Source organism: Nocardia sp. NPDC003482 (genome assembly GCF_053588115.1).
Genome location: NZ_JBSFPI010000010.1, coordinates 174781 through 192915, shown reverse-complemented (window position 1 = coordinate 192915; position 18135 = coordinate 174781). Strand labels below are relative to the sequence as shown.

General features: G+C 68.5%; 19 protein-coding genes and 1 pseudogene. 15 read left to right on the top strand and 5 right to left on the bottom strand.

Annotation, left to right across the window (positions count from 1 at the left end):
- Positions 1-91: 91 nt before the first annotated feature.
- The 5 genes and pseudogenes from ACWDSJ_RS18010 to polA all read left to right on the top strand — a co-directional run bounded on the left by ACWDSJ_RS18010 (position 92) and on the right by polA (position 7107).
- Entirely contained in the window at positions 92-1129 is a 1038-nt protein-coding gene (locus ACWDSJ_RS18010) for a branched-chain amino acid ABC transporter permease (RefSeq protein ID WP_450033207.1), read from the top strand.
- Positions 1126-2547, top strand: coding sequence for a branched-chain amino acid ABC transporter permease (locus ACWDSJ_RS18005; protein WP_450033206.1), 1422 nt, complete (start codon positions 1126-1128; stop codon positions 2545-2547). The genes ACWDSJ_RS18010 and ACWDSJ_RS18005 overlap by 4 nt, the downstream gene beginning before the upstream one ends.
- Positions 2544-3500 (top strand): annotated as a pseudogene (locus ACWDSJ_RS18000) (ABC transporter ATP-binding protein); the annotation flags it as partial. The gene ACWDSJ_RS18005 and the pseudogene ACWDSJ_RS18000, both read left to right, overlap by 4 nt.
- A gap of 120 nt (positions 3501-3620) precedes the next feature.
- The gene (locus tag ACWDSJ_RS17995; protein ID WP_387362302.1) at positions 3621-4316 is read left to right on the top strand and encodes an ABC transporter ATP-binding protein; all 696 of its coding nucleotides are present in this window, start codon (positions 3621-3623) and stop codon (positions 4314-4316) included.
- Between the two features lie 55 nt (positions 4317-4371).
- Complete coding sequence (polA, locus tag ACWDSJ_RS17990; protein ID WP_387361886.1) at positions 4372-7107, top strand: DNA polymerase I; 2736 nt, start codon at positions 4372-4374, stop codon at positions 7105-7107.
- 9 nt (positions 7108-7116) lie between these two features.
- On the opposite strand, the gene ACWDSJ_RS17985 is transcribed toward polA, so the two are convergent.
- Entirely contained in the window at positions 7117-7263 is a 147-nt protein-coding gene (locus ACWDSJ_RS17985; RefSeq protein ID WP_387361888.1) for a DUF1059 domain-containing protein, read from the bottom strand.
- Positions 7264-7368: 105 nt separating this feature from the next.
- On the opposite strand from ACWDSJ_RS17985, the gene ACWDSJ_RS17980 reads away from it, so the two are divergent.
- Positions 7369-8010, top strand: a complete 642-nt coding sequence (locus ACWDSJ_RS17980; protein WP_450033205.1) for a LysE family translocator — start codon at positions 7369-7371, stop codon at positions 8008-8010.
- A gap of 89 nt (positions 8011-8099) precedes the next feature.
- Here the strand turns inward: ACWDSJ_RS17980 and ACWDSJ_RS17975 are convergent, their stop codons facing one another.
- Positions 8100-8273: a hypothetical protein gene (locus tag ACWDSJ_RS17975; protein WP_450033204.1), complete on the bottom strand. Its 174-nt coding sequence runs from the start codon at positions 8271-8273 to the stop codon at positions 8100-8102.
- A 326-nt stretch (positions 8274-8599) separates the two neighbouring features.
- Between ACWDSJ_RS17975 and ACWDSJ_RS17970 the strand changes: the two genes are divergently transcribed.
- Positions 8600-9037, top strand: coding sequence for a 2-isopropylmalate synthase (locus ACWDSJ_RS17970; protein WP_387361894.1), 438 nt, complete (start codon positions 8600-8602; stop codon positions 9035-9037).
- A 57-nt stretch (positions 9038-9094) separates the two neighbouring features.
- Here ACWDSJ_RS17970 and trxA read toward each other — a convergent pair whose 3' ends face one another.
- The gene (gene trxA / locus ACWDSJ_RS17965) at positions 9095-9466 is read right to left on the bottom strand and encodes a thioredoxin (RefSeq protein WP_450033203.1); all 372 of its coding nucleotides are present in this window, start codon (positions 9464-9466) and stop codon (positions 9095-9097) included.
- 188 nt (positions 9467-9654) lie between these two features.
- On the opposite strand from trxA, the gene ACWDSJ_RS17960 reads away from it, so the two are divergent.
- Positions 9655-10290: a DUF3658 domain-containing protein gene (locus ACWDSJ_RS17960; RefSeq protein ID WP_450033202.1), complete on the top strand. Its 636-nt coding sequence runs from the start codon at positions 9655-9657 to the stop codon at positions 10288-10290.
- Here ACWDSJ_RS17960 and ACWDSJ_RS17955 read toward each other — a convergent pair.
- Entirely contained in the window at positions 10241-10744 is a 504-nt protein-coding gene (locus ACWDSJ_RS17955) for a 2'-5' RNA ligase family protein (protein ID WP_450033201.1), read from the bottom strand. The two genes, ACWDSJ_RS17960 and ACWDSJ_RS17955, sit on opposite strands and share 50 nt — an antisense overlap.
- A 93-nt stretch (positions 10745-10837) precedes the next feature.
- Between ACWDSJ_RS17955 and ACWDSJ_RS17950 the strand changes: the two genes are divergently transcribed.
- The 4 genes from ACWDSJ_RS17950 (at position 10838) to ACWDSJ_RS17935 (ending at position 14666) form a co-directional block, all read left to right on the top strand.
- Positions 10838-11908: an isocitrate/isopropylmalate dehydrogenase family protein gene (locus ACWDSJ_RS17950; RefSeq protein WP_450033200.1), complete on the top strand. Its 1071-nt coding sequence runs from the start codon at positions 10838-10840 to the stop codon at positions 11906-11908.
- A gap of 149 nt (positions 11909-12057) precedes the next feature.
- Positions 12058-12957 (top strand): ABC transporter substrate-binding protein, encoded by a 900-nt coding sequence (locus ACWDSJ_RS17945; RefSeq protein WP_450033199.1) that lies wholly within the window; start codon positions 12058-12060, stop codon positions 12955-12957.
- A gap of 6 nt (positions 12958-12963) precedes the next feature.
- Positions 12964-13893: an amino acid ABC transporter permease gene (locus tag ACWDSJ_RS17940; protein WP_387361905.1), complete on the top strand. Its 930-nt coding sequence runs from the start codon at positions 12964-12966 to the stop codon at positions 13891-13893.
- A complete protein-coding gene (locus tag ACWDSJ_RS17935; protein ID WP_450033198.1) occupies positions 13890-14666 on the top strand; it encodes an amino acid ABC transporter ATP-binding protein in 777 nt (258 codons plus the stop codon). The genes ACWDSJ_RS17940 and ACWDSJ_RS17935 overlap by 4 nt, the downstream gene beginning before the upstream one ends.
- 1 nt (position 14667) lies before the next feature.
- On the opposite strand, the gene ACWDSJ_RS17930 is transcribed toward ACWDSJ_RS17935, so the two are convergent.
- Positions 14668-15561, bottom strand: coding sequence for a LysR family transcriptional regulator (locus ACWDSJ_RS17930; RefSeq protein ID WP_450033197.1), 894 nt, complete (start codon positions 15559-15561; stop codon positions 14668-14670).
- A gap of 71 nt (positions 15562-15632) precedes the next feature.
- Between ACWDSJ_RS17930 and ACWDSJ_RS17925 the strand changes: the two genes are divergently transcribed.
- The 3 genes from ACWDSJ_RS17925 to ACWDSJ_RS17915 are packed head-to-tail and all read left to right on the top strand — an operon-like array spanning position 15633 to position 18033.
- Positions 15633-16958 (top strand): FAD-binding oxidoreductase, encoded by a 1326-nt coding sequence (locus tag ACWDSJ_RS17925; RefSeq protein ID WP_450033196.1) that lies wholly within the window; start codon positions 15633-15635, stop codon positions 16956-16958.
- A 26-nt stretch (positions 16959-16984) separates the two neighbouring features.
- Entirely contained in the window at positions 16985-17866 is an 882-nt protein-coding gene (locus ACWDSJ_RS17920; protein ID WP_450033195.1) for an SPFH domain-containing protein, read from the top strand.
- Positions 17866-18033: a hypothetical protein gene (locus tag ACWDSJ_RS17915; protein WP_387361914.1), complete on the top strand. Its 168-nt coding sequence runs from the start codon at positions 17866-17868 to the stop codon at positions 18031-18033. Before ACWDSJ_RS17920 ends, ACWDSJ_RS17915 begins: the two co-directional genes overlap by 1 nt.
- Positions 18034-18135 lie beyond the last annotated feature (102 nt).

Sequence of the window (18135 nt, the reverse complement as noted above, 5' to 3'; positions counted from 1 at the left end):
CCCGACGAGGAGACAGCACGTGCGGGGCGTCTGCCGGATTCTGCCCCGCGCGTGCTGTTGTCGTCCCGGGCGTGAATGAGGGTTGGAGAGTATGACCACGACCGCACTGGCCGATGCGACGCACCTACTGGGTGCCTCGATCGGGTTCGACTACCAGGGGCTGTTCGACAATTTCTGGCGGCTCACCGTCGACGGCATCACCTACGGGTCCATCTACGCGTTGGTCGCCGTCGGCTACACCTTGGTCTACGGCGTGTTGCGCCTGATCAACTTCGCGCATTCCGAGGTGTTCATGCTCGGCATGTTCGGGCAGCTGATCGGGCTGATGCTGCTGGGCTTCGCCGCCGCGCCCGACGCCTATACGCAGGGCGTCGTGCTGACGTGCGTCTATCTGGTGGCGGCCATGATCATCGGAATGTTGGTGTCCGGCGGCGCGGCCGTCGGGCTGGAACGGGTGGCGTATCGGCCGTTGCGCAAACGCGGGGCGCGGCCGCTGGCGTTCCTCATCACGGCGATCGGAATGTCGTTCGTATTGCAGGAATTCGTGCACTTCATTCTGCCCAAGATCAATCCGAAGCTGGGCGGAACCAATGCGCAGCAACCGATTCGGCTCGTGGAGCAGACCCCGCAGTTCAGCTTCCTCGGCGCGACGGTCACCAATGTCATGATCATCATCGTGCTGGCGGCGGTGGCCCTGGCGGTCGGCACCGAGGTGGTGATCAACCGGACCCGGTTCGGGCGGGCCATTCGCGCGGTCGCGCAGGACCCCGACACGGCGACGCTGATGGGCGTGTCGCGCGAGCGGGTGATCATGCTGACCTTCCTCATCGGCGGCGTGCTCGCGGGCGGCGCGGCGCTGCTCTACACCCTCAAGGTGCCCAACGGGATCATCTATCTGGGCGGATTCATCCTGGGCATCAAGGCGTTCAGCGCCGCGGTGCTCGGCGGCATCGGCAATCTGCGCGGCGCGCTGCTGGGCGGGCTGCTGCTGGGCGTGGTCGAACAGTACGGCCAGATCCTGTTCGGCACGCAGTGGCGCGACGTAGTCGCGTTCGTGGTGCTGGTGCTGGTGCTGATGGTGCGCCCGACCGGCATCCTCGGCGAAAGTCTCGGGAGGGCTCGGGCATGAGCGTCACCGTCACCAAACCCCCCGCGCCGCAACCGGTTTCGCGGCACGGCGTGGGCGATGCCCTGCGCGGTTGGTGGGAGGGGCTGAGCCGCCCCGCGCAATGGGGCGTCGGCATCCCGGTGCTGGCGCTGCTGGCCCTGCTGCCGCTGTTCCCGCCGCCCGGAATCGATACGCCCAGTTACAATTTCGGCCTCGTCATGGCCCAGGTCGCGATGTATTGTCTCGTCGCCATCGGCCTGAATGTCGTTGTCGGGCAAGCGGGTCTGCTGGATCTGGGCTATGTCGGCTTCTACGCGGTCGGCGCGTACACGGTCGCGCTGCTCACCAGCAAGAACAGCCCCTGGAACCAGACCGCGGGCGGCTGGCTGGATCCGAAATGGGCGTGGCTGGCGTGCCTTCCGCTGGCGGTGGTGGTCACCGCGCTGTCCGGGCTGATCCTCGGCTCGCCGACGCTGCGGCTGCGCGGGGACTACCTGGCCATCGTCACCCTCGGCTTCGGTGAGATCGTGCGGCTGCTCGCCGACAACCTCAACGAGATCACCAACGGCAGCCTCGGCCTGTCCGAGGTGGCGTACCCGCATCTGGGTGAGTCGGACAATCATCCGAAGGGCTGGTTCTCCGCGGGCAACGGCGGCAACCCCGACAGCATGAACCTGCTGGACCGCGCGGGCTACGGCACCTGGTGGTACTGGTTCGGCATGGTCCTGATCGTGGTCATGCTGCTGGTCGTGGGCAATCTCGAACGCAGCCGGGTGGGCCGCGCGTGGGTGGCCATCCGCGAGGACGAGGACGCCGCCGAGATCATGGGCGTGCCCACCTTCAAATACAAGCTGTGGGCGTTCACCATCGGCGCGGCCGTGGGCGGCATCTCCGGCGCGATGTACGCCGGACAGGTGCAGTTCGTGAATCCGACGCAGTTCAATGTCGTCAACTCGATGCTGTTCCTGTGCGCGGTCGTCATCGGCGGGCAGGGCAACAAGCTCGGCGTGCTGGTCGGCGCGTTCATCATCGCCTACCTCCCGGCCCGGCTGGCCTCGGTGAAGATGGTCTCCGACGAGACCACCGGCTATGTCTATCTGCTGATCGACGTGCTGATCTTCGCCGCGCTGTATCTGCTGTACCGGTTCCGCGGCGAGCGGCTGCCGGTGTGGCCCCGGCGCGGGGTGGTGCTCGGCATGATCGTCACCGGCGTGCTGGCGGCGCTGCTGCTGGGCAGCGTGCTGCTGTTCCGCAAGGGCGGGGCGCAGTCCCTCGGCGACCTGAAGTATCTGTACTTCGGTATCGCGCTGGTGGTCATGATGATCCTGCGGCCGCAGGGCCTGTTCCCGGTGCGGCAGAAACTGCTGACCTACGGCAGACAGGTGGTACAGGCGGTTCGGCGACCGGCCGAACCCGAACCGATCGGAGCGGGCCGATGACCGGGCCGGGCGCGGGTGGCGCGCTGTTCGACAACGAGGACATGGCCGCGGGCTACCGCGAGACCGAACCGGCGCCCACGGCGGGCGATGTGGACGTCACCGCCGTGCTGCCCCAGTTCGCCGACGCCGAGACCGTCGCGGAACTCGTTGCGCCGCAACGGGAGATCCTGACCGCGGTCGGGGAACCGTTGCTGCGCACCGAGGGTCTCACGGTCCGCTTCGGTGGTCTGACCGCGCTGGACGATGTGAGTTTCGAGATCCGCCGCGGCGAGATCCTCGGCCTCATCGGACCCAACGGCGCGGGCAAGACCACCTGCTTCAACGCGATCAGCGGCGTGTACCGCCCGTCGGCGGGCACGGTGTACTTCGACGGCAAACCGCTCACCAAGAGCAAGCGCAACGAGATCACCCGCCTCGGCATCGCCCGCACCTTCCAGAACATCCGGTTGTTCGGCGAGATGACCGCGCTGGAGAACGTGGTGGTCGGCACCGACGCCCGGCATCGAACCTCGGTGCCGGGGGCCGTGTTCCGCAGTCCGCGGCATCGGCGCGAGGAACGCGACGCCATCGAACGCGGGATGGCGCTGCTGGAATTCGTGGGCATCGCGCCGCGCGCGGTGGAGAAGGCGCGCAACCTCTCCTACGGCGATCAGCGCCGCCTCGAGATCGCCCGCGCGCTCGCCACCGAACCGAAGCTGCTGTGCCTGGACGAACCGGCCGCCGGATTCAATCCCAGCGAGAAGTCGGCGCTGATGGATCTGATCCGCAAGATCCGCGACGACGGGTTCACCGTGCTGCTCATCGAGCACGACATGCGGCTGGTCATGGGCGTGACCGACCGGATCGTGGTGCTCGAGTTCGGCCGCAAGATCGCCGACGGGCTGCCCACCGAGATCCGCGACGATCCCGCCGTGGTCGCCGCCTACCTGGGCGTGGCCGACGAGCAGATCGCCGAGGCGGGGTCGACCGAGGCGGTCGCCGACATCGCCGCGCAGGTCGCCGAGCCGGTGGCCCAGCCGCCGCTGCATCCGGTCCCCGCGCCCAGCGGCGAACCGCTGCTGGTGATCGAGGACATGGTCGTCAACTACGGCAGAATCCAAGCGCTGCACGGGGTTTCGCTGCGGGTGGACCAGGGCGAGCTGGTGACGCTGCTGGGCGCCAACGGCGCGGGCAAGACCACCACCATGCGCGCGTTGTCGGGGCTGCTGCCGTTGACCGGCGGGCGGATCCTGTTCGAGGGCCGCGACATCACCCGCGTCAAGGCCCATGATCGGGTGAAGTCCGGGCTGATCCAGGCGCCGGAGGGGCGCGGGGTGTTCCCGGGGATGACCGTGCAGGAGAACCTCGACATGGGCTGCCACGCCCGGCCGTTCCAGGAGCGTTCGGAGTACGGCAAGACCCTGGAGTGGGTGTTCGAGCTGTTCCCGCGGCTGGCCGAGCGCCGCAAACAGGTCGGTGGCACGCTCTCCGGCGGCGAACAGCAGATGCTGGCGATCGGGCGGTCGCTGATGGCCCGGCCCAAGCTGCTGCTGCTCGACGAGCCGTCGATGGGGTTGGCGCCCATGGTGATCCAGCAGATCTTCCGGATCATCGGCGAGATCAACGCCCAGGGCACCACGGTGCTGCTGGTCGAGCAGAACGCCCAGCAGGCGCTCGTGCGCAGCGACCGGGCCTACATCCTGGAGACCGGCGAGGTCACCAAGACCGGCACGGGCCGGGAACTGCTCACCGATCCGGCCGTCAAGTCGGCCTACCTCGGCGTGGCGTGAGGCGCGACGGTGGTGGCGTCACGGGTTGTCGGTGCCGGTCCCTAGACTCTGTGCCGTGACCCCAGCCACCACCGATCAGCGTCAGAGCAGTGCGTCCGCAGCGACCCCGGGTGAGCGGCCCACCCTCCTGCTGCTGGACGGGCACTCGCTGGCCTACCGCGCGTTCTACGCGCTGCCCGCGGAGAACTTCAAGACCGTCACCGGTCAGACCACCAACGCGGTGTACGGGTTCACCGCCATGCTGATCAACCTGCTGCGCGACGAGAAACCCACGCACGTTGCCGCGGCGTTCGACGTGAACCGCAAGACCTTCCGCACCGAGACCTACCCGGAGTACAAGGCCAACCGGATCACCACCCCCGACGAGTTCCGTGGTCAGGTCGAGATCACGCAGGAGGTGCTGGGCGCGCTCGGCATCCCGACCATGGCGCTCGAGGGTTACGAGGCCGACGACATCATCGCCACCCTCACCAGTCAGGCCGTGCCGCAAGGGTTCCGGGTGCTCATCGTCTCCGGCGACCGCGACGCGATCCAGTTGGTCAACGACGACGTGACCGTGCTGTATCCGCGCAAGGGCGTCTCGGAGCTGACCCGGTTCACCCCGGCCGCGGTGGAGGAGAAGTACGGGCTCACCCCCGCGCAGTATCCGGATTTCGCGGCGCTGCGCGGCGACCCGAGCGACAATCTGCCCGGCATCCCGGGCGTGGGGGAGAAGACGGCCGCCAAATGGGTGCGCGAGTACGGCGATCTGGCCACGCTCGTGGACCGGGTCGATCAGGTCAAGGGCAAGGTCGGCGACGCGCTGCGCGCCAATCTGTCCAGCGTGGTGCTCAATCGGCAGCTGACCGAGATGGTCAAGGACGTGCCACTGCCCTACACCCCCGACCAGCTCGCGCAGCAGCCGTGGGATCGGGACAAGATCCATCGGCTGTTCGACGATCTGGAATTCCGGGTGCTGCGGGATCGGCTGTTCGAGACCCTCGCGCCGCCGGAGCCGGAGGCCGAGTCCGGCTTCGAGATCAGCGGCGGCGCGGTCGAACCCGGCGCTGTCGCCGACTGGCTGGCCGAGCACGCGAAAGCCGGTGTGCGCCACGGTGTTTCGGTCGCCGGTACCTGCACCCCCGTGCAGGGTGATGTACGGGCGATCGCCATCGCGGCCGCCGACGGGGAGGGCGGCTACTTCGACGCGGTGTCGCTGACGCCCGAGGACGAGCGGGCGCTGGGGGCGTGGCTGGCCGATCCCGCGGTGCCCAAGGCGGTACACGAGGCCAAGGCCGCCATGCACGCGCTGCGGGCGCGGGGCTGGACGCTGGCGGGGCTCACCAGCGATACCGCGCTGGCGGCGTATCTGGTCCGGCCCGGGCAGCGCACGTTCAATCTCGACGATCTGTCGTTGCGGTACCTGTCGCGGGAGCTGCGCATCGACGCCGCCGAGGACGCCCAGCTGTCGCTGCTCGACGATTCCGAACAGGTCGACGCCGAGCTGGCGCAGGGCGAGATCCTGCGCGCGCGAGCGGTTTCCGACCTCGCCGACGCGTTCGACGAGGAGTTGCGGGGCATCGAGTCCACGAAACTGCTCACCGAGATGGAACTTCCGCTGCTGGGCGTGCTCGCCGAGCTGGAGGAGGCGGGCATCGCGGTCGACGTGGACGCGCTCGAGCGGTTGCAGTCCGAATTCGCCGGGCGCGTCACCGACGCCGCCAACGCGGCCTACGAGGTGATCGGCAAGCAGATCAACCTCGGTTCGCCCAAGCAGTTGCAGGTGGTGTTGTTCGACGAGCTCGACATGCCGAAGACCAAGCGCACCAAGACCGGCTACACCACCGACGCCGACGCGCTGGAATCGCTGTTCGAGAAGACCGAGCATCCGTTCCTGGAACATCTGCTCGCCCACCGGGACGCGACCCGGCTGAAGGTGACCGTGGACGGCCTGCTCAAGTCGGTCGCCGACGACGGGCGCATCCACACCACGTTCAACCAGACCATCGCCGCGACCGGACGCCTGTCCTCGACCGAGCCGAACCTGCAGAACATCCCGATCCGCACCGACACCGGACGCCGCATCCGGGACACCTTCGTCGTCGGTCCCGGTTTCGAATCGCTGATGACCGCGGACTACAGCCAGATCGAGATGCGCATCATGGCCCACCTGTCCAAGGATGCGGGTCTGATCGAGGCGTTCAACTCCGGCGAGGACCTGCACACGTTCGTCGCGTCCAAGGCGTTCGACATCCCGATCTCCGAGGTGCATCCGGAGATGCGCCGCCGGATCAAGGCGATGTCCTACGGGCTGGCCTACGGGTTGTCGGCGTACGGGCTGTCCCAGCAGCTCAAGATCAGCGCCGAGGAGGCCAAGGCCCAGATGGAGGTGTACTTCAACCGGTTCGGCAATATTCGCGACTACCTGCGCGACGCCGTCGACCAGGCCCGCAAGGTCGGCTACACCGAAACCCTCTTCGGCCGCCGCCGCTACCTGCCCGACCTGGACTCCAGCAACCGCCAGCGCCGCGAGGCCGCCGAACGCATGGCCCTCAACGCCCCCATCCAGGGCACGGCCGCCGACATCATCAAGGTCGCGATGATCAACGTGCAGAACGCCATTCACGCCTCGGGCCTGAAGTCGCGGATGCTGTTGCAGATCCACGACGAACTCCTCTTCGAGGTCGCCGCCGGGGAACGCGAGGCGCTGGAAACCCTTGCGCGCGAACACATGGCGAAGGCGATCGACCTGTCGGTGCCGCTGGAGGTGTCGGTGGGCGTGGGCCGCAGCTGGGACGCGGCGGCCCACTGAGCCGGGCGATCAGTACGCGATGAAGAGGATCTCGTCGCGGGAGTAGTCGTGGCCGGGGTGGTTCTCGGCGAGGTGGGCCTTGGTCTTCTCGACGAGATCGTCCTCGTCGGTGCCGGTGATGTATTCCCCGCAGGGGCAGCTGAGCCTGGTCTTCATGTCTCCGATCATCCACGGGAACCGGTGTGGGCGCATCCGTTCGGGACGTCCAGCGGTTTCCGACTGGCTCGCGACACGGTCGGCGGCCGGGGTGAGGATGGGTTCATGATCGAGACGACGGCGGTTCTGGGGGTCGCGGCGGCCGCGTTGGGGATGGTACTGACGCCCGGGCCGAACATGATGTATCTGGTGTCGCGGACGGTGTCGCAGGGGCGGCGGGCCGGGCTGGTGTCGTTGTCGGGGGTGGCCGTCGGGTTTCTGGTCTATCTGCTGGCGGCGACGGCCGGGATCACCGCTGTGTTCGCCGTGGTGCCCGGGCTCTATCTCACGGTGAAGTTGGCGGGGGCGGCGTATCTGGGATATCTGGCGTGGAAGACGTTGCGGGGCGGCGTATCCGCCTTCGAGGCGTCCGAGCTCCCGCCGGACCCGACCCTCAGGCTGTTCGCCATGGGGCTGGTGACGAATCTGCTCAATCCCAAGATCGCCATCATGTACATGGCGCTCATCCCGCAATTCGTCGATCCGGCCCACGGGCGCGTCTGGGCCCAGAGCCTCTGCCTCGGTGCGGTCCAGATCGCCATCGCCCTCACCGTCAACGGCCTGATCGTTCTCGGTGCGGGCGCGATCGCGGCGTTCCTCGCGGGTCGCCCCGTCTGGGTGCGCACCCAGCGCTGGATCACGGGCACCGCCCTCGGCGCGATCGCCGTCCTGCTCGCCACCGACCGCGCCCGCCCGGCTCCGGCCTGACGCTCGCCGAGCGGCGCGACAAACGGTGCCGCTCAGCCTCGCTCGCGGACCCGCTCGACGTAGGCCGCGCATTCCTGGATCTGGTGGCGTCAGCGGCGGCGGGCGCCGAGGAGATGGTGGACGGCGGGTCGCGCCGCCCGATCGGAATCACCCGAAAACGGACCGACGCGGCGGTTGGCCAGCGAGTTGCCGTGGGCGTGTCGCAAGGCTCGGGCCTGCCCGAAGAGGGGGCGCTGGATGTTGCCTAGCAGGTCAGCGGGCATTGGTGTGGCGTTTACGGAAGATTGTGACGAAGTTACTCCTGGGTTCCGGGTGAAAATGGTTGCCATCGCGGGGGCGAGTCCATATCCTCGTTCACGTGCCGAACCCCGCCGCCAGCCGCAGCGCAGCGCTCGATGTCGCCGACCGCGACAGCGCCGCGCGTCTCTCGCTCACCGCGATGATGGCTGCCGGTCGACTTCTCGTAGTACTTCGCCGTAGCGGGGTCTGAATTCGGACCGGCCCCCTCGCTGCGGCCGTACAGATTTGCTCCAGCTGGTCCCCTCCCTCTGTCATCAGACACGACGAAGCTTCGGGAAGACCTAGTCCAATGACCATCACCATAGACACGCGCGACTTCATCTCCGCCGCACCCAAGGGCCTGCGGGCCGAATGCGCCGGACTGACCCCCACCGAGTTCCACGATCGCTACTGCGGCCCGACCGGACCGATCAAGCTCAGCGACTGGACCCGCCTCGACCAGGGCCTGCCGGTGGCGACCTACACCGCCACCCTCGACTTCGCGGGCCGGCAACGGACCGTGATCACGGCCGGTAGCCCGGTCGCGGCGCTGACCTCGGCCCTCTACGACGAGGGCTACCCGGTCGAGATCCTCAAGTTCCATCAGCGCCGAACCGCCTCGGGCACAGCGACTTTCGTGCAGTGCGAGTCCAACGGCCGCCGCGGCTGGGGCGCCGCCCTCGCCGACGACGGCCCCGAGTCGACCGTCCGCGCCATGATCGCGGGCATCAACCAGCTCGGCCGCTGACCGCGTACGACAGCGCCGCATCACCGGAAAGGTGATGCGGCGCTTGCCGTTTCGGGACTACTGCTCCTGCTGCTGATGCTCGGCCAGCTGCTTGCGCACCTCGTCCATGTCGAGCGCCTTCACCTGCGTGACGAGGTCCTCGAGCGCGGCCGCGGGCAACGCGCCCGGCTGCGCGAAGACGAGCACGCCCTCCTTGAAGGCCATGATGGTCGGAATGGACCGGATCTGCGCCGCCGCGGCCAGCCCCTGCTGCGCCTCGGTGTCGACCTTGCCGTGCACCACGTCGGGATGCTGCTCCGAGGACGACTCGAAGGTCGGCGCGAACTGCTTGCACGGCCCGCACCAATCGGCCCAGAAGTCGACCAGAACGATGTCGTTACCGGTCACGATCTCGTCGAAGTTCTGCTCGGTCAGAGTCTGGGTGGCCATGGGATCCTCTCGTTGTGTGTACCGGATGCAACGTCGCGAACTCCGGTTCTCTTCCGTCGGCTGCTCACCGTTCCTTGGCGGGTACCCAGGACGGTAGCGGGGTAAGCGGCGGACCGCGCCGTTCGATGGCACTCTGGTAGCGGAACGCAATCCGAGCAGGGGGAGTAGAGCGATCATGCGGACGGTTCATGTGCGGACAGTGGTGGGCCGAGGCGTACACCGGCGATTTCGCGGAGGCACTGCGCGCGGAGGTGACCGACGCCGAGCAGCGGCTGAGGCAGCGATTGTCGGGGGCGAGAGCCGTGGTGTGGACCGGTCGGCGCCGCGCCCAGGAGGTCGCGTTGCACCGGATGTTGGCAGGCCGTGCGGATAGCGGCTCGCTCCACGCGATCGATGTCTCGGCGGCGCAAGCGGATTCGGTGGCGGAGATGTCGCCCGAACGGCTCGCGGCGCTGCTGGGAAGCGAGCGCCCGGTCACCGACGACGAACGCGCCGAACTGGCCCGCTCGTGGTCGGACCTCGAGGCGGAGAACGCCCCGTTCCGGGTGATGTCGGAACAGGGGTTGCGCTCGGCGCCCGTCACCCATTTCGACGAGCGTCTGCTCGCCGCGATTCCCGCCGAGGCCACGCCCATGACCGCGGTCATCGCCGAGGTCATGGGAACCCACGCGTATCCGGTGATGGATTACGTTCTGCAACAACGGCTCATCGATCTCATCGATACCGGCCGCGTCACCGCGCAGGGCGATCCGAGGGTCGCGCGCTCCTGCCGGATCATGACAACACCGACCACTCCCGCCGCCGATCCCCGTCCCACCGCCTGACCCCCACCCCCACCCCCGCGAACTCCCGATCGCTCGACACCGCGTGGAACGCCTCGCCCACCTGTTGTGGGCGGAGGCGGCGGGCCAGGGTGATGTGCGGGGTCCAGGCGTCGGGGCGGACGGTGGCGGGGATGCCGGGGCATTGGGCTATCACGGCGAAGACTCGGCGTTGCAGGTCGAGGAGGGGTTCGGTGGGTACGAGGGGGCGGACCAGGATGGGGTGGCGGGAGCCGAAGATCAGCAGGCCGCCGAGGCGGAGGGGGATCGGGCGGAAGGTCAGGGTGGTGAGGGTCTCCTCGAGGCGGGGCCAGATCTGGCGGGCCACCGCGAGGGTGATGTGGGGGCGGTGGTCGGGGGACGGGCCGGGCAGGCCCGCCTCGGTGAGCAGGGACCACTGGCGGCGGATCTCCGCGTCGGTCGCGTCGTCCACCAGCAATTCCACCGACTGCACCATGATCTCGCGAACATACGCCGCCCCCGAGTGTCCGTGCGGCGGTTCGCGGTATCCGGTGTTCGCGCCGCGCGGCGGACCGGTCAGGATGGACCCGTGAGCGAACGGGCGGCGATACGACTGGGGCTGATCGAGGGGGACGGGATCGGCCCGGAGGTGGTCCGGGCGACCCGGCTGGTCGTCGACGACGCGCTGGGCGCGGGCGTGGAGTGGGTGCCGCTGCCGATGGGACAGGCCGCCATCGACGAATTCGGTTCGCCGCTACCGGATCTCACGCTCGACGCGCTGGCCGGACTGGACGGGTGGATCCTGGGTCCGCACGACAACGCCGCCTACGCTCCCGAACATCGCACCGGCACCCCGCCCGGCGGCGCGATCCGCAAACGGTTCGGGCTGTACGCGAATATCCGTCCGGCGCGGGCGTTTCCGGGCGTGCGGGCCGCCGCGCCCGATATCGATCTGGTGATCGTCCGGGAGAACAGCGAGGGCTTCTACGCCGACCGCAATATGGTCGCCGGAGCGGGCGAGTTCCGCCCGACCCCGGATGTGGCGCTGTCGGTGGGCGTGGTGACCCGCGCGGCGTGCGAGCGGATCGCGCACGAGGCGTGCGCCCTCGCCGCGACCCGGCGCAAGCGGCTCACCATCGTGCACAAGGCCAATGTCCTGCCGCTGACCATGGGCCTGTTCCGGGACGTGTGTCACGAAGTGGCACAAGGATATTCGGGGCTGACCGTGACCGACGAACACGTCGACGCGGCCGCCGCCCATCTGGTCCGCGCCCCGGGGGACTACGACGTGCTCGTCACCGAGAACCTGTTCGGCGACATCCTGTCCGACCTCGCGGGCGAACTGAGTGGTTCGCTGGGCCTGGCCGCCTCGCTGAACTGCTCGGCCACCCAGGCCATGGCCCAGGCCGTGCACGGCGCCGCGCCGACACTGGCCGGCCACAATCGCGCCAATCCGGCCGCGCTGCAACTGTCCGCGGCCATGCTGCTGCGGCTGCTCGGCGCCCGTCGCGCCGACCCGGCCCTGACCCGGGCCGCCGACCACATCGACCGGGCGATCGCGGCCACCCTCGCCTCCGGCGTGGCGACCGCCGACCTCGGCGGCCTGGCCTCGACCACCGAATTCACCGAGCACGTGCGCGCCCGGCTGAACCGCTGGTGATAAGGTCCCGAACTCGGCGGGTAACCGCCACGCGTGCCTCCGGCGCGCATTAACCTTCGGTAACCGACCGGCACAGTCGGTCCGAATCGCCTAGATTTCGAACGGCGGGCGACGCCCGGTTGTCGCCCACCCGAACATGGAGGGCTGCTGTGTCTGTTCGTCGTGGATTTCTCCTGCGAGCCGCGTGTCTCGTCGCCGGTGGCGCGCTGGCGTTGACGGGCTGTACCAAGAACACCGAGGACAACGGTCCGAAGGTGGACAAGGTTCAGGTCTCGAAGGTCGACGCCATCGCCGCCAAGCTGCCCGCGGACGTCAAGCAGTCGGGCAAACTGGTCGTCGGCGTGAACATCCCGTATCAGCCGAACGAGTACAAGGATCCGGGCTCCGGCAAGATCGTCGGCTTCGACGTCGACCTGATGGACGCGGTCGCGACCGTGCTCGGCGTGCAGGCCGACTACAAGGAGTCCGACTTCGAGAAGATCATCCCCGCCATCGAGGCCGGGACCTACAACGTGGGCATGTCCTCGTTCACCGACAACGTCGAACGCCAGAAGACCGTCGACTTCGTCGACTACTTCTCCGCGGGCATCCAGTGGGCCCAGCAGAAGGGCAAGGCGATCGACCCGAACAACGCCTGCGGCAAGAAGGTCGCCGTGCAGCGCACCACGATCGAGGACACCGACGAGATCCCGGCCAAGAGCAAGGCGTGCACCGACGCCGGCAAGCCCGAGATCCAGAAGGTCCCGTTCGACGAGCAGAGCGCCGCGTCGACCGCGCTGGTGCTCGGTCAGGTCGACGCCATGTCCGCCGACTCGCCGGTGACCGCGTACGCCATCAAGCAGAATCAGGACAAGATCGAACCCGCCGGTTCGATCTTCGAATCCGCGCCGTACGGCTGGCCGGTGAAGAAGGGCTCCCCGCTGGCGGCCGTGTTGCAGGAGGCCGTGCAGCATCTGATGGACTCCGGTGACTACCGCAAGATCGCCGAGAACTGGGGCGTCCAGGAGGGCGCGATCACCAAGTCCGAGATCAACGGCGCGAAGAGCTGATATCCGGTGAGCCCCCAGGACTTCGACGAGTCCGCCGAGCCCGCCCCGATCAAGGCCGTGCCGCTGCGGCATCCCGGCCGCTGGATCGCCGCGGCGATCATCCTGGTGCTGGTCGCGCTGTTCGTCTACGGCGCGGCCACCAACCCGGCCTATCGGTGGGACACCTACGGCAAGTATCTGTTCGATTCGCGGATCGCGGGTCAGGGCGTACTGGTCACCCTCGAGCTGACCGTGCTGGCCATGGCGATCGGCGTGGTGCTGGGCATGATCCTCGCGGTCATGCGGCTGTCGCCGAATCCCGTTCTGCGCGCGGTGGGTTGGGTGTATCTGTGGATCTTCCGCGGGACGCCGGTGTACGTGCAGTTGGTGTTCTGGGGGCTGTTCCCCTCGCTGTACAAGACGATCGATCTCGGAATCCCGTTCGGCGGACCGCATTTCGCGCATCTGAACATTCAGGGCTGGTCGGCGGCGTTCTTCTTCGCCATGCTCGGCCTGGGCCTGAACGAGGCCGCCTACATGGCCGAGATCGTCCGCGCGGGAATCAATTCCGTGGGTGAGGGGCAGCGCGAGGCGTCGTTCGCGCTGGGTATGTCGTGGAGTCAGACCATGCGCCGGACCGTGCTGCCGCAGGCGATGCGGGTGATCATCCCGCCGACCGGCAACGAGCTGATCAGCATGTTGAAGACCACCTCGCTGGTGGCCGCCATCCCGCTGACCACCGACCTGTACGGCCGCGCCCGCGACATCTACGGCGTGAACTTCCAGCCCATCCCGCTGCTGCTGGTCGCGGCCACCTGGTATCTGGTGGTCACGAGCATCCTCATGGTGGGCCAGTTCTATCTGGAGCGGTACTTCGCGCGGGGGTCGAGCCGTCAGCTGACCAACAAACAACTGGCGGCCCTGGCCCGGGCGATGCCCTCGGAGGTCGGGAAATGAGTACGGCCGCAACGACTCCCATGATCCAGGCCCAGCAGGTGTGCAAGAACTTCGGCGCGTTGCAGGTGCTCAAGGGCGTCTCGCTGGAGGTGCCGCGCGGCGAGGTGATGTGCCTGATCGGCCCGTCCGGTTCCGGCAAGTCGACGTTCCTGCGCTGCATCAACCACCTCGAACAGGTCAACGCCGGGCGGCTGTACGTCGACGGCGACCTGATCGGCTACCGCGAGAAGAACGGCAAGCTCTACGAGCTGAGCCCCCGGCAGGCCGCCGCGCAGCGCCGCGACATCGGCATGGTGTTCCAGCACTTCAACCTGTTCCCGCACCGCACCGCGATCGAGAACATCATCGAGGCGCCCACCCAGGTCAAGCGGCTGCGCAAACAGGACGCCCGCGCCCGGGCCCGCGAACTGCTGGACCGGGTGGGCATGGCCGACAAGGCCGACACCTATCCCGCCCAGCTGTCCGGCGGCCAGCAGCAGCGCGTGGCGATCGCCCGCGCGCTGGCCATGGATCCCAAGCTCATGCTGTTCGACGAGCCGACCTCGGCGCTGGACCCCGAACTGGTCGGCGAGGTGCTGGGCGTCATGCGGGAACTGGCCGCCTCGGGCATGACGATGATCGTGGTGACCCACGAGATGGGCTTCGCCCGCGAGGTGGCCGATCAGCTGGTGTTCATGGACGGCGGCGTGGTCGTCGAATCCGGTGATCCGCGCGAGGTGCTGGCGAATCCGCGCCACGAACGGACGAAGGCGTTCCTGTCCCGAATCCTGTGAGTCACCGCGCCAGCGCGATACGCAGTTGGCCGAGCAGGACTTTCGTGGCGGGCGATCCCGAGCGGTCCGCCCGCCACGCCAGGGCCAGCCGCCCGCGCAGCTCCGGCTCGGTGATCGCCAGCGTGCGCACCGCGAAGGTCGCGGCCTCGGCGGGGGTGAGCGCGGGGACGATGGCGGTGCCCAGACCGCGGGCGGCCAGCCGAAGCAACAGCGGCGGCGCGGCGGCCTCGAAGGCCACATTCGGTTCGAAACCCGCCGCCGCGCAGGCCCTTTCGAACACGCCTCGGATGCCCGTGCCGCGGGTGAGGCAGATCAGCGGCCGATCCCGCAACTCGCGCAAGGGGATTCGGTCCCGAGCGCCGGGATCGTCGATCGGGACGGCGGCCTGCACGGCGGCGTCGTAGACGATATCGGTCTCGATCCTGGAATCGATTGGCGCGCCGGTCAATCCGATGAGCGCGATATCGAGCGCGCCGCGCGCGAGAGCGTCGAGCATGGCGTCCGAACTCGTCTCGGTGAGGGTGATCTCGACCTGCGGATGGTCGTGGTGGAAGGCGGCGAGGACCGGGGCGATGTCGAGTTCGCCGGACGCGACGCCGGAGATCGTGCCGAGGCGGACGTGGCCGCGCAACAGCCCGGTGAACTCGTCGACGGTGTCGCGGACCCGATCGGCGGCGGCGAGCGCGGCGCGGGCGTGCGGGAGGACGGCCGCACCGGCGTCGGTGAGGGTGACCGTGCGGCCGGAGCGGTCCAGAAGGGGTTGTCCCAGTTCGCGTTCCAGCTGCCGGATCTGCGCCGACAGGCCGGGCTGGGCCAGATGCAGGCGGGCCGCGGCGCGGGTGAAGTTGGCCTCCTCGGCGACGGTGACGAAGTAGCGCAACTGGCGAAGCTCCATAAGCGATCATTCTAGTTTCCAGAAGATCTATCTGTTTCACTTCTCGACCGGACTGCGGAATCGTCGAGGGCATGACGAACAACGACCTCATCTGCTCCGGCCCGATCCTCCGTCCCGGGGACGACGGCTACGCCGCGGAGATCGCGGGCTTCCAGACCGCCTACACCCACCGCCCCGCCCTCGTGGTCGGGGCCCGGCACACCGAGGACGTCCGCGCCGCCGTGGAATACGCCGCGCGCCACCGGCTTCCGATCGGCGTGCAGGCCACCGGCCATGGCCTGTCGGTGCCGCTCGACGGCGGCGTGCTCGTCAGCACCCGCCGCATGACCGGGATCGAGATCGATCCGGCCGCGCGCACCGCGAAGGTCGCGGCCGGGGTGCGGGCGGGCGCGCTCATCGATGCCGCCGCGCCGCACGGACTGGCCCCGCTCAACGGCTCGTCGCCGTCGGTCGGCGTGGTCGGCTACCACCTCGGCGGCGGGCTCGGCATCCTCGCCCGCACCTTCGGCTACGCCGCCGACCGCGTGCGCGCGATCGAACTCGTCACCGCCGACGGGCGGGTGCGCACGCTGCGGCCCGGCGACGAACTCTTCGGCGCGGTGCTGGGCACGGGCGGCAATTTCGGCGTGGTCACCGCGCTGGAACTCGACCTGGTCCCGCTCACCTCGGTCTACGGCGGGCAGCTGATCTTCGATACGGATCTGGTGGAACCGGCGCTGGAGGCGTGGCGGCTGTGGACCCAGGACGTTCCGGACGAGACGACCTCGGGGTTGACCCTCATGACCATGCCCGACATCCCGCCCGTTCCCGCTCCGCTGCGCGGCCGCTACATCGCCACGATCAATATCGCGCACGTCGGTCCGGACGGCGACCGCCTGGTCGAACCGTTGCGGCGCATCGGGACTCGCCTGAAGGACGACCTGCGGACCATGCCCTACACCGAGACCCACACCATCTACAGCGATCCCGATTTCCCGCACGCCTACACCGCCACCAACCTGCTGCTGTCGGAGCTGAACGCCGATGCGGCGCAAGCGTTCCTGGACGCGACCGCCGACGCGCCCGTGGTCGCCAACCTGCGCCACCTCGGCGGCGCGCTGCGCCGGCCCGGACCCGCCACCGTCGACCACCGCGACGCGGACCACCTCGCCCGGTTCATCACCGAACCCGGCGGCGACGAGATCCGCGGTCTGCACGACGGCATCGGAAAAGCCCTGTCGCCGTGGGCGATCGGGCACAGCCTGAACTTCCTCTACGGCGCGGGCGACTGGGCCGGCGAGCGACAGACCCGGGCGGGCTACACCGAGTCGACCTATGCCCGGCTGGCCGCGCTGAAGGCGACCTACGACCCGGCCAACCTCTTTCGCGCGAACCGCAACATCGTGCTATCTTCATGATATCACTTCAATATTGGGAGGATGTCATGGAGCTTCGTCCGGCCTTTCGGGTGAACGGGTTCCTCATGTTGTTGGTTCTGCTCGTCGTGGGCGGGGCCGGGCTGTTCGGGGGCGTGGCGGTCACCTCCGCCACCGCCGACGGTGACGGCGGCTCGCCCGCGGGCGCGATCATCCTGTTCGTGGTGGTCGGGCTGGCGGTCCTGCTGCTGTCCGGGCTCACCCCGGTCGGCCCGAACGAGGCCAAGGTCGTCCAGTTCTTCGGCCGCTACATCGGCTCGGTCAGCGATCCCGGCTTCTTCTGGGTCGTCCCGCTGACCAACAAGCGCCGAATCTCGTTGCGGGTCCGCAACTTCGAGACCCAGAAGCTCAAGGTCAACGACAACGACGGCAACCCCGTCGAGATCGCCGCGGTCGTGGTCTACCGCGTGGTCGACAGCTTCAAGGCCGCCTTCGCCGTCGACGACTACGAGGAGTACGTGCAGACCCAGTCCGAGGCCGCGGTCCGGCACCTGGCGACCGTGCACCCCTACGACTCCGACGACCCGAACCGCACCAGCCTGCGCAACGGCACCGAGGTCGCCGAGGAACTGACCACCGAACTCAGCGAGCGCACGGCCCTGGCCGGGATCGATATCCTCGAGGCCCGCATCACCCACCTCGCCTACGCGCCCGAGATCGCCCAGGCCATGCTCGTCCGCCAGCAGGCGTCGCAGATCGTCGCCGCGCGCAGCCGTATCGTGGAGGGCGCGGTCGGCATGGTCGGCATGGCCCTCGATCGGCTCGCCCGCGAGGGCATGGTCGAACTCGACGAGGAGCGCAAGGCCGCGATGGTGTCGAATCTGCTGGTCGTGCTGTGCGGCGACCGATCCGCCCAGCCCGTCGTCAACACCGGCTCGCTCTACTCCTGATGGTCAAGCGCGAGCCGAAGAAGGTGCTGCTGCGGCTCGACCCGGCCGTCCACGAGGCCATCGCCAAGTGGGCGGCCGACGACCTGCGCAGCGTCAACGCCCAGATCGAGTACGCGTTGCGGATGGCCCTGGAGCAGGCCGGTCGGTCCCCTAAAAACAGGGGTTAGAAAAGACCCCCTACCCGCTTTGTCCGGAATTTATTACCAGACGGTCACGTGTTGGGCACGAAACACCACTGGAAGTGCGAAAAGGCCACGAATCGGTACCGT